Origin of the sequence: Sphingopyxis sp. USTB-05 (genome assembly GCF_023822045.1) — a bacterium.
Lineage (GTDB): Bacteria > Pseudomonadota > Alphaproteobacteria > Sphingomonadales > Sphingomonadaceae > Sphingopyxis.
Map to the genome: position 1 here is coordinate 1,575,824 of NZ_CP084712.1, position 14,247 is coordinate 1,590,070.

The following is a 14,247-nucleotide window of genomic DNA, read 5'->3' on the forward strand; positions in this document are numbered from 1 at the left end:
TGACCGCGCGCGCGGCGGGGCGTTCCCGCCGCGCATAGGCCTATGGCTGAATTCGATTGGACGGAACGCCCCGCGGCGGCGTCTAAGGCCCTGCGAACCACAATCGAAACGGCGAGAGGAAATTTATGGACATGATGACGAGCGAGCTGTCGCGCCGGTCGATGCTCGGACTGTTTTCGCTGGCGGCGGCTTTGCCGCTCGCCGGATGCGCCGGAAGCGCGCGTGCTGGCGCCGCGGCGCCGGGCACGTCCGCGCCCGAGGCGGGCGCATGGCAGACCCGTCATGTCGCCTCGAAAACCGACGGTCTCGATATCGTCCTTCATGAAGCGGGGCGGGGCAAGCCGCTCGTCATCGTCCATGGCGGCGGCAGCAATGCCGAGCCCTATCGCCGCCTCGGCGACATGCTCACCGCTCACTTCCGGGTCGTGCGCGTCGAGCGCCGCAACTATGGCGTGAGCGGCACGCGCGCCTCGCCGATCACCTGGGAACAGGAAGTCGGCGACGTCGGCGCGGTGATCGAGGCGGTCGGCGGCCGCTGCCATCTCTTCGGCCATTCGGCGGGCGCGCTCGTTTCGCTTCATGTGGCGCGGCGCCGTCCCGAACTCGTCGACCGGCTCGCGCTCTACGAGCCGCCGCTGCTCGGCGGCGGACCCGGCGTCGTCGCGGTGAAGGCGAAGTTCGACGCGCTGATCGCCGAGGGGAGGAAGGATGAGGCATTGATCCTCATTTACGGCCATTTCGTCGGGCTGCCCGAGGATGTCGTGCGCGCGTCGATCGGCACGCGCGGACCCGACGTCTACGGTCTCCTGCCGGGCGCGTCGGCCGACCTCGAAGCGCTGACGACGCTCGACACCGATCCTGCCGACTGGGCTGGGATCAAGCTCGAGACCTTGCTCCTCGTCGGCGAAAAGAGCGCGGCGCATCCGCTGCTCGACAGCAGCGCGGCGCTGGCGAAGGTGCTTGCGAACAGCCGGACCGTGACACTGCCGGGACAGGCGCATAGCGCGCAGGTCTCGGCGCCCGATCTCGTCGCCGCTGCGATCGACCCCTGGTTCCGGGCAAGCTGATCATGGCAAGGGGGAAGGACATGCCCGTCGTCGTGATCGGCGCCGGCCAGGCGGGGCTTGCCACCGGACGGATGCTCCAGCGCGCGGGGATCGATTTCACGATCCTCGAAGCGGGGCAGCGCGCCGCCGGGTCCTGGCCGGCCTATTATGACTCGCTGACGCTGTTTTCTCCGACAGCCCATTCGTCGCTTCCCGACCGTGCGATGCCCGGCGAAGCTGATGCCTATCCGGGGCGCGATGCGGTCGCCGCCTATCTTGAAGACTATGCCGCGCATTTCTCCCTGCCTGTCCGCCTCGGCGCACGGGCCGCTTCGGTCACGCCCGGAGATGGCGGGGCGCTCGATGTGCGGCTCGAAGACGGCAGCGCGCTTGCCGCATCGGCGGTTGTCGCCGCCACCGGGACCTTCGGCGCGCCCCATGTGCCGGCGATCGAGGGCGCGACGCGCTTTTCGGGCAAGATGTTACATTCGGCCGCCTACCAGCGCCCCGCCGACTTCGCGGGGCAGCGCGTGATCGTCGTCGGCGCCGCCAATTCGGCGGTGCAGATCGCCGCCGAACTGGCGCGCCATGCCCGCGTCACCCTCGCGACGCGCGAGCCGGTCCGTTACGTGCCGCAGCGCTTTCTGGGCCGGGACGTGCATTTCTGGTTCAAATGGACCGGGATCGATGCCACCAACCTTTTTTCGGATCAGGGGACGCCGGTTCTCGACGATGGCCGCTACCGGCTGGCGATCGACGAGGGGCGGCCCGAGCGGAGGCCCATGTTCAAGGCAATGACCGAAGAGGGCGTGATCTGGGCTGACGGGCGCGAGGAAGCGGTCGATGCGATCATCTTCGCCACCGGCTTTCGCCCCGACCTGCCGTTTCTCGCCGCGGACGCGGCCTTCGACGAGCGTGGACGCCTTCGCCAGCGCCGCGCCGCCTCGACCGCGATCGACGGGCTCTATTTCGTCGGGCAGCCGGGGCTCACCCGCTACGCATCGGGTGCGCTGCGCGGCGTCGGTCATGATGCCGCGCATGTGGTGCGGCAGATTGCGCGGCGCCTCCACGCTTGACGGGGGCGCGGCCAGCATTGCCTGCCGGGCTCGGCGCGCGCGCGCAGTGGACGCTCGCGGCGCTTCAACTCCTGTCGTGGGGCTCCTTCTTCTACGCCTTCACGGTCCTTGCCCTCCCGATGGAGCGCGAACTCGGCTGGTCGCGGCCCGCGATTATGATGGCGATGTCGCTCGCGCTCGTCGTCGCCGGCCTGCTCGCACCGTTCGTCGGTCACGCGATCGACCGCGGGCACGGACGGCGCGTGATGACGGCGGGCAGCCTTCTCGGCGCCGTCATGCTCTGCCTGTGGTCGGTCGGCAGCGCCAAGCCTTTCCTCTATGCGGCCTGGACCGGCCTCGGCGCGGCGCAGGCGATGACTTTCTACGACGCCGGTTTTGCCGCGCTGACTCGGCGGCTCGGCGACGGTGCGCCGCGTGCGATCATGCGCATGACATTGCTCGGCGGCTTCGCGGGCACGGTGTTCATTCCGCTGACCGGTTGGCTCGTCGACCATATGGGATGGCGCGACGCGCTCATGGTGCTCGCCGCGATCAATCTCTTCGTCGCGGCGCCGCTCCACTGGCTTGTCCTCGCGGGCGACCGCGCGGACGAGGGCGCCGCGGACACCGTCCACGCGCCGCGCGGCGCGTGGATGGGGGCGCTCCGCCAGCGCGCCTTCTGGATGCTCGTCACCACCTTCGGCACCTGGTCGCTCGCCTTCGGTTCGCTGACCTTCCACCTCCTGCCGCTGTTCGCCGAGCGCGGTCTGTCCGACAGCATGGGGATCGCCTTGCTCGCCGCCGTCGGGCCGCTCCAGATTGCCGGGCGCATCGGCCTCATGCTCCATCGCGGCGAGATGCCGTCGCGCCTGCTCGGGCGCACGCTCACTGCCGCGCTCGTCGCCGCGCTTCTCCTGCTGCTTGTTGCCGGCGCGAACATCTGGCTGATCGCGGCGGCCATCATGCTCTACGGCATCGCCAACGGCATGGTCACGATCCTGCGCGGGATCGCGGTCGCCGACTATCTCGGGGTCGCCGGCTTCGGCCGCAAAAGCGGCATGATCGGCGCGATCAACGGCTTCGCGCTGGCGCTCGCGCCCTATGTGGCGGGGCTGTTGTGGAGCGGCGGGGGCTACAGGCTGATGCTGACGGGGCTCGCCGTCGCGGGCGCGGCAGGCGCGCTGGCCTTCTGGTCGCTGCCGCGGCCTGCATCGCGCGCGGCTCGGGGCTGAGGGCGGTCAGCCGCGCGGCGCGAGGCCATCGAAAAGAATGTCGAGGAAATCGGCCGCCACATCCTTTGGCGGATTGCGCCAGCGCGCGACGCCGTTGAAGGCCGCGAAAAGGAGCCGGCTTGCGACGCGCGGGTCGCAGGACCGGAGCGAGCCGTCGGCAATGCCCTCCGCGATCATCTCGGCGGCGGCGTTGCCGAGCGCGAGCTGCGCCTTGCGACTCGTCGTCCGCTCGTCCTCGGCCATCTCGCTCGCGTCGGTAAGCACGAAGCAGCGCCCGAAATCCTCGCTGACGATCTCGGCATAGCGCTGGAAGAAGGCGGTGAGACGCGCGCGTCCGTCGGCTTCGCGGCGGGCATGGCCGACCGCTTCCATCAGCTCCTGCCGGGCTATGTCGCCGCAGGCGGTGAGGAGTGCGTCCTTGCTTTGCGAATAATGGTAGAGCGCGGCGCGCGTCATGCCGATCTCGCGCGCGACATCCTCGAGCGTCGCCTGGCGGAAGCCGAGGTCGCTGAACACGCGCGCGGCGGTACGGAGCACTTCGATGCGCCGGTCGCCGAAGCGATTGTTGGGCCGCCCGCGCGGCTTGGTGATGGTTCGTGTCGCCATGAAAGTCTCCGTAGCGATGACTTGTGGCCTGCGAACCTTCGGGTCAAGGCCATGGACGGCTGTGCCGCCCATGGCCGCCCCCTCAGATGCTGACGCCGCCGCCGACGATCAGCGTCTGCCCGCTGACATAATTGCTCTCCGGAATGCAGAAGAGATGGACGCCGCCCGCGGCTTCCTCGGCGGTTCCGGCGCGCCCGAGCGGCACCATCGCGGGAAGCGCAGAGAGCGCCGCCTGCGGCACGCCGGCCTGGACTTCCTTGCCCTCGATCAGGATTTTCGACGCGGGATCGTCGAGCGGCTTGGTGAGCCGCGTCTCGATGAAGCCGAAGGCGACGCAGTTCACGCACACCTTGTAGCGGCCCCATTCCTTGCTCATCGTCTTTGTCATGCCGACGAGCGCCGACTTGGCCGACGAATAGTTGATCTGCCCGGCATTGCCATGCGTGCCGGCCATCGACGAGATGAGCACCACCTTGCGGAAATTCTCCTCGCCGGCGGCCGCTTCCTGCTTGGCGAAGAGGCGGATCGGCTCGGCGGCGGCGCGCAGGATCCGGAACGGCGCGACGACATGAACGTCGAGCATCTTCTGGAACTGGTCGTCGCCCATCTTCTGGACCACGCCGTCGAGCGTGTAGCCGGCGTTCGAGACGATGATGTCGAGGCCGTTGAAGGTCTTTACCGCGGTGTCGACGAAGCGGTCGCCGAAGTCGGCGTCGGTGACATTGCCGACGCAGGCGACGGCGTCGCCGCCAAGGGCCTTGATCGCGTTCACGACCTCGGCCGCGGGATCTTCGTCGAGATCGTTGACGACGATGCGCGCGCCGTCACGCGCCAGTTTGAGCGCGAGTTCGCGGCCGATGCCGCGACCCGATCCGGTGATGAGGGCCACCTTGCCCGCGAGTCTGCTCATAATCGTCTCTCCCTGATGTGGTGTTCTGGTCAGTTGATCCGGATGACGGCCTCGCCGTCGATCGTCGTGGCGCCCTTGTCGGTCACGGTCCGCACCGCGACGCGCGCGCAGCGGCTATCTCCGTCGTCGAAGATCTCGGTGACCTCGCCGGTCGCGGTCACCGTCGCATAGAGCGGGGTGATCGAGGTGAAGCGGACATTCCAGGAGAGAAGCCGCTCCTGCGGCACCCAATGGGTGATAAGCTGCGCGAGATAGGCCATCGACAGCATGCCGTGGCCGAACACATCGTCCATGCCCGCGGCCTTCGCGAAATCGCTGTCGATATGGAGCGGAACATAGTCGTTCGACGCGCCCGCGAAGAGCGCGAGCGTCGCGCGGTTGATCGGTCCCTGGACGTGCGGGGGGAGCGTGTCGCCGACGGCGAGCGCGGCGAGGTTGGTGCTATTGGTCATCGCTGGGGTTCCTCTCATCCGTTCCGCACGACGGTGACGACACGCATTTCGACGCAGAGCTCGCCGGCCGCATTCTCGGCCTTCGTGTCCTGAACGATGAATTCGAGCGCGCCGCCCTTCTTCTCGTAGATGTCGCTCGTCGTCGTGGTCAGCGTTATCGTCTCGCCGGCGTGGATCGGGCGGTGGTAGGTGAAGCTCTGCTCGCCATGGAGGATGCGGTGCATGTCGACCCCCATGTCGCCCAAGAGATTGCCGCGCGTCGGCGGCGCGCCGAGCGCGAGGCTGAAGACGAAGGTGGGCGGGGCGGGGAGGGCCGGATGGCCCGCCGCGCGCGCGGCCTCCTCGTCGAAATAGATGGGGTTCGTCTCGCCCGTCGCATGCGCGAAGAAGCGGAGCTGGCCCTTCTCGACGTCGATCGTGCGCGGATCGGAGGTGAAGCCCTTGAAGCTCTGGTCGATCATCGCTTCCTCCTATGCCTGGCCGAAGAGCGTGACGACGCAGGCGCCGCCAAGACCGAGATTATGCTGGAGCGCGTGCCGCGCTCCCTCGACCTGGCGCCGGTCGGCGGTGCCGCGGAGCTGATGGGTGAGTTCGAAGCATTGGGCGAGGCCGGTTGCGCCGAGCGGGTGGCCCTTCGAGAGCAGGCCGCCCGAGGGATTGGTGACGACCTTGCCGCCATAGCTGTTGTCGCCGTCCTCGATGAACTTCTCGGCGCCGCCTTCGGGGCAGAGGCCGAGCGATTCATATGTGACGAGTTCGTTCGCGGTGAAGCAGTCGTGGAGCTCGACGACCGCGACGTCCCCGGGGCCTATTCCGGCGGCCTCATAGACCTGGCGGGCCGCTTCCTTCGCCATGTCGTATCCGATGACCTTCATCATCGACGGCTCGAAACTCGTCTCGGTATCGGTGGTCATCGCCTGCGCGACGATCTCGACGCGCGCGTCGAGGCCGTGCTTCGCGGCAAAGGCGGGCGAGACCAGAATGGCTGCCGCAGCGCCGCAGGTCGGCGGGCAGGCCTGGAGGCGGGTGAGCGGACCATAAAGCTTCGGCGAGGCCATCACCTCCTCGAGACTGATCGGGTCGCGGAAGAGAGCGAGCGGGTTGTTCGCGGCATGGCGGCGCGCCTTCACTGAGATTTTCGCGAAGGTCTCGTCCTTCGCCCCATAGCGCTCCTGATAGTCGCGCCCGCCGCCGCCGAAGAGCTGCGCCGCCCAGGGCGCCTTCTCGTCCGCACCCTGAATCGCATGGGTCACATCGGTGTGCCGCTCCATCGGCGCCTTGCGGTCGTGGAAGACATTGCCGAGCGCGCCGGGGAGCATTTGCTCGAAGCCGACGGCGAGCACGCAGTCGGCGCCGCCGAGCGCGATGAGCTGGCGCGCGAGGTAGAGCGCGGTCGAGCCGGTCGAGCAATTATTGTTGACGTTGACGATCGGGATGCCGGTGCATCCGACGCGGTAGATTGCTGACTGGCCCGCGGTGGAATCGCCATAGACATAGCCCGCATAGGCCTGTTGGACATGGCTGTAGTCGAGACCGGCATCGGCGAGCGCCAGCTTGATCGCCTCTTCGGCCATGCTGTCCCAGTCGCCGGCCTGACTCGGTTTCTGGAACGGCACCATGCCGACTCCCGCCACGCGTGCTTTGATCGTCATTTCTCGTCTCCTTTTTGGCGCGCGCTACAGCGAGCGGGCGATCAGCGTTTTCATGATTTCGTTGGTACCCGCGTAGATCCGGGCGACGCGCGCGTTGGTCCACATGCGCGCGATCGGGTATTCGGCCATGTAACCGTAGCCGCCGTGAAGCTGCAGGCATTCGTCGGTGACGCGGCCCAAAGCCTCGCTCGTCCAGTATTTCGCCATCGCGGCGGTCGCGGCATCGAGTTCGCCCGCGAGCAGGCGGACCATCATCTCGTCGATGAAGACGCGCGCGACGACGGCCTGCGTTTTGCACTCGGCGAGCTTGAACTGGGTGTTCTGGAAATCGGCGATCGGCTTGCCGAAGGCGGTGCGCTGGCGAACATAGTCGGTGGTGACGCGCACCGCTTCTTCCATCTCGACGACGCAGTTGAGCGCGACCGAGGTGCGCTCCCATGCGAGCTGCTCCATAAGCTGGTAGAAGCCGCGGCCTTCCTCGCCGCCGAGCAGATTGGCGTTCGGAACGAACAGGTCGTCGAAGAAAAGCTCGGACGTGTCCTGCGCGTGCATGCCGACCTTGTGGAGGTTGCGGCCGCGGCGAAAGCCTTCGGCTTCCTCCGGTTCGATGACCAGTAGCGAGATGCCCTTGGCGCCCGCCGCCGAAGGGTCGGTCTTGGCGACGACGATGACCACGCCGCAATTCTGGCCGTTGCTGATGAAGGTCTTCTGGCCGTTGATGACATAGCCATCGTCGGTGCGGCGTGCGGTCGTGCGCACCGCCTGCAGGTCCGAACCGGTCCCCGGTTCGGTCATCGCGACCGCGCCGATGAGCTCGCCGGTCGCCATGCGGGGGAGCCAGCGATGCCGTTGCTGCTCGGTGCCATAGGCGAGGATATAATGGGCGACGATGCCCGAGCTCACATTGTTGCCGGTGCCGAAGCCGCCCCAGAGACCGGCGCGCACGACTTCCTGCGCGATCACCGCCTCATGTGCGAGGGTGCCACCGCCGCCGCCATATTCGGCGGGGATGCTCGCGCAGAGCAGCCCCGCGGTCCCGGCGCGGCGCCAGGCGTCGCGATCGACGACGCGGTCGGATTCCCAGCGTTCGGCATGCGGCACCAGCTCGCGCGCGACGAACTTGGCGGCTTCGTCGGCGAGCAGGGCGAGCTCGTCGTCCATCCATGGCGAACGATTCATGTCGATTCCTTTAACTAACGCGACAGTTAGATAAATCGAGATTGGCGCGAGTCAAGCGGCATGCCGAAAACCGCGTGAAGCTCAGGGCTGCGCGGCGATATCGCGCTTGATCTTCGCCGCGATCGACCAGCGATGGACCTCGGACGGGCCGTCATAGATGCGAAAGGCGCGTAGTTCGCGGAACACGCGCTCGACGATCGTGTCGCGGGTCACCCCGAGCCCGCCCAATATCTGCACGCAGCGATCGGCGACGCGGTAGAGCGCCTCGGAGACGGCGACCTTGGCCATGCTCGACTCCTGGCTCCCGCGCTCGCCCGCGTCGAGAATATCCGCGCACCAGTCGGTCAGAAGCTCTGCGGTCTTGAGGTCGATCAGATTGTCGGCGAGCATGAACCCGACCCCTTCATGGTCGATCAGCGGCTTGCCGAAGGCGGTCCGCTCGCAGGCATGGAGCGCGGCGATGTCGTGCGCGCGCTGCGCCGCGCCGGTCCAGCGCATGCAATGGGTGAGGCGCGCGGGCGCGAGGCGGACCTGCGCATAACGAAGGCCCTGGCCGACTTCGCCAAGGACATCGGCGTCGGCAACGAAGAGGTCGTCGAGCCTAATCACCGCATGGCCGCCGGGAAGGGCGCTGTCGAGGGTGTCGAGGACGCGTTCGATGACGATCTCGGGACGGTCCATGTCGGACAGGAACATCGTGGCGCCTTCGTCGGACGCCGCCATAAGGATGGCGAAGCGCGCGCCGGTCGCGCCGGTGATCAGCCACTTGCGGCCACTGATGCGCCAGCCCCCCGGGACGCGCTCGGCGCGCGTCTTGAGGAGTGAGGGATCCGATCCCGCGCCATTGTCGGGTTCGGTCATCAGGAAGACCGAGCGGGCCTTGCCGCTGGCCAGCGTCTCGAGCCGCTCGGCCTTTTGCGCGTCGCTCGCAACGCGCTCGAGCAGGTGCATATTGCCCTCGTCGGGAGCGGCGATGTTGAGCGCGACAGGCCCGAGCGGCGAATAGCCGGCTGCGCGGAAGAGACGCGCGGTGTCGCGCATCGACAGCGCGGGGCGATCGGCGGCGGCAAGGTGCGGCGCGACCAGACCGGCGGCACGCGCCGCGCAGCGAAGCTCTTCGACAAGTTCGGCCGAAGGCCCGTGCCCGCCCCAGCGTTCGTCCTGCTCGAGCGGAATGACGATGTCGCGAACGAAGGCGGATGTGCGTTCGGCGAGCGTGTCGATAGTCTCGGGCATCAGCGTCTCTCCCATGGCTGGCTTGATTTAATTACCCGTCGAGTTAGTTAATTAAATATTCGAGTCAAGCATGGGAGACGCGCGATGTTCACCGCCGAGGACGATATGGAAGGGACCGGCCCGGTCCGCGCTGGACAGGCGATCGATCCTGAACGCGTCGCCGACTGGCTCGCATCGCGCGTCGCTGTCACGCGTCCGCTGACGATCAGCCAGTTCAAGGGTGGCCAGTCGAACCCGACCTATCTGCTGACGGACGCGGCGGGCGCGCGCTATGTGCTGCGCCGCAAGCCGCCGGGGGCGCTGCTCGGTTCGGCGCACCAGATCGAGCGAGAATATCGCGTGATGGCGGCGCTGGCGCCGACCGGCCTGCCGGTGCCGCGCGTGATCGGCCTTTGCGAGGATGCGGCCGTCATCGGGTCGGCCTTCTATGTCATGGCCCATGTCGCCGGTCGGTCCTTCTGGGACCAGCGGCTCCCGGGGCTCGCGGCGGAGGAGAAGAACGCGCTTTACGGCACGATGGTCGAAACGCTCGCGGCATTGCATCGCATTGATCCGGCGGCGGTCGGGCTTGCCGATCTCGGGCGTCCCGACGGCTATGTCCGCCGCCAGGTCGATCGCTGGACGAAGCAGTATCGCGCGTCCGAACGGGAACGGATCGCCCCGATGGAAGCGGTGATCGAATGGATTGGGACGCATGCGCCCGCGGGAGAAGCGGGCGTGCTCATTCATGGCGACTTTCGGCTCGACAATCTGATCTTTGATGCGAAGACGCCGCGCATCGCCGCGATCCTCGACTGGGAAATTTCGACCCTCGGCGACCCGCTCGCCGATCTCGCCTTCCAGCTTTTCGCCTATTTTCTGCCGCCCGACATTCTCAACGGCATCGCTGGGATCGAGGCCGATCTCGGCCTGCCGTCGGAAAGCCGGCAACTCGCGCTCTACGAACAGGCTTCGGGCCGCAGCGTCGGCGCCGACTGGCCGCTCTACCGTATCTATATCCTCTTCCGCCTCGCGGCGATCTTCCAGGGCATCGAAGGGCGCGTGCGCGACGGGACCAACTCAAATCCGCGCGCCGCAAAGCTCGTCGGGATGACGGAGCCGCTGGCGCGCCTCGCGCTAGACCGGATCGAGGACTGGGAGCGCGGCCGCCGGGGTTAGGCGGGGGCTTCGTCGGAGAGGCGGAGGATCCGCTGGCGGAGCATCTCGATGAGCGGCCGCGCCGCGGCGGTGTGGTTCCAGCCGATCCGGGTCGCGATGTGGAACGGCAGCGGCGGCACAGGCGCCCAGTCGTGCCAGACACGGAAGGTTTCGTCGAACTCGGGCGCCGCCGCATAGCGCGAGAAGGCAAAGGAGAAGCTGTCGGTGCGCTCGACGATCCGCAGCGAGAGCGCGAAGCTATCGACGATGAGGTGCGGCACGCTGTAGGGCGAGTTGGAGACGCTCGCGACGCTGTTCATGAAGGGGGTATGCGGGTCGGCGGGCGACGGCCCGACCATCGGGTAGGCGAGCAGTTCCTCGAAGGTCGGCGGCTCGACGCGGTCGAGCGGATGGCCGCGCCGCACGAAGGGCGATACCGCGAGGCTCGCGATATCCTCGACCTGGATCGCACCGTTGCTGCGCAGCGCTTCGAGCGAGCCGATCGCAAAGTCGAGATCGCCCGACTGGAGCAGCGCCGAGATTTCCTCGACCGATTCGGCGGACGTCGCGACCTCGATCCCGGGATAGCGCGCGGCGAAGATCGGCAGGACCTCGAACCAGAAGAGCCGGAACGAAGCGGGCGCGGCGCCCATGCGGACGCGCCCGCGATCGGTGGTGCGCGCGCTCCGGGCGAATCGCTCGAGCGTCGCGGCTTCGGCGAGCAGGCGGGTGCCGCCTTCGATGAATTCTTCGCCCTCGCGGGTCAGGCGGATGCCGCGCGGACCGCGTTCGAATACCTGGATGCCGAGCGAATCTTCGAGGATCTGGACGCTGCGCGTGAGCGCCGACTGGGTGATGTTGAGCGTGGCCGCGGCCTTTGCAAAACCGCCCTGCCGCGCAATCTCGATGACATGGTTTACCTTGCGCAAATCCAGCATTTCGCTCTCCGCCTATCTCAGCCGCGCACAGACCCATCGATAAAAGACATTGGACAGATGGACCCAAAACGGGCTGGCTTTGCGCGCCGCCTTAGCATGGCGAGGGCAGCGAGACGCAACAAGACAAATGGGACAGGGGATAGGAATGTTTGTTCAGGCGATCTTGCGCGCAGCGCAGATCAGGGGCGACGAGGCCGCCACGATTTGCGGGGACAGGGTCCGGAGCTGGTCGCAATCTGCCAATCGCGCGGCGCGTCTCGCGGGCGCGCTCGCCGGACTGGGAGCCGGGCGTGGCGACAGGGTCGCGATCCTCGGCGTCAATTCCGATCATTATCTCGAAGCGATGCACGCGACCTGGTGGCTCGGCGGCGTGACCGTCCCGATGAACACCCGCTGGGCTCTCGCCGAGCATCTCTACAGCGCCCGCGACGCGGACTTCGAAATCGTCTTCGTCGATGCGGCCAATCTCGCGGTCGGCGTGGACCTTCAGCAGGCCGGGGCCGGTCTCGGGCCGTTCATCTATATGGGCGAGGGCGACGTGCCCGCGGGCATGCTCTCGATGGAGACGCTGATCGCCGAGACCGCGCCGATGGCCGCCGCGCCCGCGGCTAACGAGGCGCTGGCAGGGATCTACTACACCGGCGGCACGACGGGGCATCCCAAAGGCGTCATGCACTCGTCGCTGTCGCTCTGGGCGGGCGCGACCTGCCTCGCGATGGAGATGCAGGGCCCGCGGCACCACCGCTATCTCCATGCGGCGCCGATGTTCCACCTCGGCGATCTCGCGCAGGCCTATGCGACGACCGCCAAGGCGGGCTGCCATGTCTTCGTGCCGGGCTTCACCGCGGACGGCGTTGCGCGCGCGATCCGCGACCATAAGGTCGAGGTGATCCTGCTTGTTCCGACGATGATCGGCATGCTGCTCGACAGCCCGAATTTCGATCCGGCCGATCTCGCATCGCTTGAGGTGCTGATGTTCGGCGGCTCGCCGATCTCCGACGCGGTCCTCGGGCGGATGCGCGCCGCGCTTCCGGGCACGCGTCTCATCCAGGGCTTCGGCCAGACCGAGACGATGGCGACGGGCTCGATGCTGCCTGACGACGGCAAGCCGCTCGAGGTCTCGGATCCCCGGCGCCAGTCGACGGGGCGCGCCGCCTACGGCATGCAGCTCGGCATCTTCGACGAGGCGGGCGAGCCCGTCGCTGCGCGCTCGACCGGCGAAATCTGGATCCGCGGCGCGAGCGCGATGCTCGGTTACTGGAACAAGCCCGAGGAAACCGCCGCGGCGCTGACCGATGGATGGGTGCATACGGGCGACGCAGGCTATCTCGACGAGGAAGGCTATCTCTTCGTCTGCGACCGGGTGAAGGACATGGTGATCTCGGGGGGCGAGAATGTCTTCTCGGCCGAGGTCGAGAACGCGATCGCCTCGCACCCCGAGGTCGCGCAGGTCGCGGTGATCGGCGTTCCCGACGACCGCTGGGGTGAGAGGGTCCACGCGATCATCGTGCCGGCTCCGAGCTGTGCGCCGGTGCTCGAAGATATCCAGCAGCACTGCCGCGCGCTGATCGCGGGATACAAGATCCCGCGCAGCGTCGAGCTGCGCGCCGACCCGCTTCCGCTCTCGGCGGTCGGCAAGGTTCTCAAGAACAAGCTTCGCGAGCCGCACTGGCAAGGCCGCGCCCGACAGGTGAGCTGAGCGCCTCGGCGCCGAGCTCCTTACGCATTCACTGGAAAGCCCTTCTATGTCCGAAGTCCTCCCGACCGCCTTTGCGAGCACCACCGCCAGCGCCTTGCGCGAAAGGTTGAAGATACCGCTCATCGCGGCGCCGATGTTCAAGGTATCGAGCCCCGCGCTCGTCACCGCCGTCTGCCGTGCCGGCGCGATCGGTGCCTTTCCGTCGATCAATGCCCGCACACCCGGCCTCTTCGACGAATGGATGCGCGAGCTGGGCGAAGCGCTTTCGATCCCCGCCGACGACGGCTCTCTGCCGGCCCCGCTCGCGGTCAACCTGCTGACCCATGACAGCAACCCGCGTTTCGAGCCCGACTTCGAGATCGTCTGCAAATGGCGGGCGCCGATCGTCATCACCAGCGTCGGTCGGCCCGAGGTCGTGATGGACGCGGTGCATGGCTATGGCGGGCTTGTGTTCGCTGATGTCGTGTCCTTGCATCATGCACGCCGCGCCGCTGCGTGCGGTGTCGACGGCATGGTTCTTCTTTGCGCGGGAGCCGGCGGGCAGACCGGGCGCCTCAATCCGATGGCGTTCGTCGAGGCGGTGCGCCAGTTCTACGACGGCATATTGATCGTCGCAGGCGGCATCACACGCGGCTATCAGCTTCGCGCCGTCGAGACCATGGGCGCAGACCTGGCCTATTGCGGCACGCGCTTCATCGTCACGCCAGAGAGCAATGCGCCCGCCGATCACAAGGCGGCCATTATCGGTGCCGAGATCGACGACGTCTGGGACAGCGACGCGATGAGCGGCATTCCTGCGAGCATGTTGCGCAGCTCGCTCGAGCGGCTCGGCCTCACGCCCGAGACGCGCTGGCTTCAGGAAAAGCGGGAAAAATACGACTGGGGCTCGGTCAAGGAAACCCCGGGCGTCTTCTCGCTCGGCCATGGTGCGGGCGACGTCGTCAGGGAGGAAAGCGCCGCGTCGATCATCGCGCGGATGGAGGAGGAATATCACCGGTCCGCGGCCGAATGACGACCGCGCCTTGCGAGCACAAACGCCGCCTGCGGACCTGTCCGCAGGCGGTGCTCGGCGTTGGAAATCCGCGAGCTTCGGACCCGTGCAGGG

The 14,247-nt window shown here is 67.5% G+C and carries 14 protein-coding genes; 6 read left to right on the forward strand and 8 right to left on the reverse strand.

The window, feature by feature from the left end:
- Positions 1-125: 125 nt before the first annotated feature.
- From KEC45_RS07025 to KEC45_RS07035, 3 genes are read left to right on the forward strand one after another with little or no spacing between them, the layout of a single operon-like run.
- Positions 126-1,067: an alpha/beta fold hydrolase gene (locus tag KEC45_RS07025; RefSeq protein ID WP_252171751.1), complete on the forward strand. Its 942-nt coding sequence runs from the start codon at positions 126-128 to the stop codon at positions 1,065-1,067.
- 20 nt (positions 1,068-1,087) lie between these two features.
- Positions 1,088-2,122 carry an NAD(P)/FAD-dependent oxidoreductase gene (locus KEC45_RS07030; protein WP_252171752.1) on the forward strand — a complete coding sequence of 345 codons (1,035 nt, stop codon included), beginning with the start codon at positions 1,088-1,090 and terminating at the stop codon, positions 2,120-2,122.
- Positions 2,123-2,139: 17 nt separating this feature from the next.
- Entirely contained in the window at positions 2,140-3,333 is a 1,194-nt protein-coding gene (locus KEC45_RS07035; protein WP_252171753.1) for an MFS transporter, read from the forward strand.
- A 6-nt stretch (positions 3,334-3,339) separates the two neighbouring features.
- On the opposite strand, the gene KEC45_RS07040 is transcribed toward KEC45_RS07035, so the two are convergent.
- The 7 genes from KEC45_RS07040 to KEC45_RS07070 all read right to left on the reverse strand — a co-directional run bounded on the left by KEC45_RS07040 (position 3,340) and on the right by KEC45_RS07070 (position 9,368).
- Positions 3,340-3,939, reverse strand: coding sequence for a TetR/AcrR family transcriptional regulator (locus KEC45_RS07040; RefSeq protein WP_252171754.1), 600 nt, complete (start codon positions 3,937-3,939; stop codon positions 3,340-3,342).
- 82 nt (positions 3,940-4,021) lie between these two features.
- Positions 4,022-4,849 (reverse strand): SDR family NAD(P)-dependent oxidoreductase, encoded by an 828-nt coding sequence (locus KEC45_RS07045; RefSeq protein WP_252171755.1) that lies wholly within the window; start codon positions 4,847-4,849, stop codon positions 4,022-4,024.
- Positions 4,850-4,878: 29 nt separating this feature from the next.
- Positions 4,879-5,301, reverse strand: a complete 423-nt coding sequence (locus KEC45_RS07050) for a MaoC/PaaZ C-terminal domain-containing protein (protein WP_252171756.1) — start codon at positions 5,299-5,301, stop codon at positions 4,879-4,881.
- A 14-nt stretch (positions 5,302-5,315) separates the two neighbouring features.
- Positions 5,316-5,762 (reverse strand): MaoC family dehydratase N-terminal domain-containing protein, encoded by a 447-nt coding sequence (locus KEC45_RS07055; protein WP_252171757.1) that lies wholly within the window; start codon positions 5,760-5,762, stop codon positions 5,316-5,318.
- 9 nt (positions 5,763-5,771) lie between these two features.
- Positions 5,772-6,953 (reverse strand): lipid-transfer protein, encoded by a 1,182-nt coding sequence (locus tag KEC45_RS07060; RefSeq protein ID WP_252171758.1) that lies wholly within the window; start codon positions 6,951-6,953, stop codon positions 5,772-5,774.
- A 24-nt stretch (positions 6,954-6,977) separates the two neighbouring features.
- Positions 6,978-8,132 carry an acyl-CoA dehydrogenase family protein gene (locus tag KEC45_RS07065; protein WP_252171759.1) on the reverse strand — a complete coding sequence of 385 codons (1,155 nt, stop codon included), beginning with the start codon at positions 8,130-8,132 and terminating at the stop codon, positions 6,978-6,980.
- 81 nt (positions 8,133-8,213) lie between these two features.
- Complete coding sequence (locus tag KEC45_RS07070) at positions 8,214-9,368, reverse strand: acyl-CoA dehydrogenase family protein (protein ID WP_252171760.1); 1,155 nt, start codon at positions 9,366-9,368, stop codon at positions 8,214-8,216.
- Positions 9,369-9,452: 84 nt separating this feature from the next.
- On the opposite strand from KEC45_RS07070, the gene KEC45_RS07075 reads away from it, so the two are divergent.
- Positions 9,453-10,526, forward strand: coding sequence for a phosphotransferase family protein (locus KEC45_RS07075; RefSeq protein WP_252171761.1), 1,074 nt, complete (start codon positions 9,453-9,455; stop codon positions 10,524-10,526).
- Here the strand turns inward: KEC45_RS07075 and KEC45_RS07080 are convergent.
- Positions 10,523-11,443 carry a LysR family transcriptional regulator gene (locus KEC45_RS07080; RefSeq protein ID WP_252171762.1) on the reverse strand — a complete coding sequence of 307 codons (921 nt, stop codon included), beginning with the start codon at positions 11,441-11,443 and terminating at the stop codon, positions 10,523-10,525. The genes KEC45_RS07075 and KEC45_RS07080 overlap by 4 nt on opposite strands.
- 145 nt (positions 11,444-11,588) lie before the next feature.
- On the opposite strand from KEC45_RS07080, the gene KEC45_RS07085 reads away from it, so the two are divergent.
- Positions 11,589-13,142: a class I adenylate-forming enzyme family protein gene (locus KEC45_RS07085; protein ID WP_252171763.1), complete on the forward strand. Its 1,554-nt coding sequence runs from the start codon at positions 11,589-11,591 to the stop codon at positions 13,140-13,142.
- A gap of 46 nt (positions 13,143-13,188) precedes the next feature.
- Positions 13,189-14,154, forward strand: coding sequence for a nitronate monooxygenase family protein (locus tag KEC45_RS07090; RefSeq protein WP_252171764.1), 966 nt, complete (start codon positions 13,189-13,191; stop codon positions 14,152-14,154).
- Positions 14,155-14,247 lie beyond the last annotated feature (93 nt).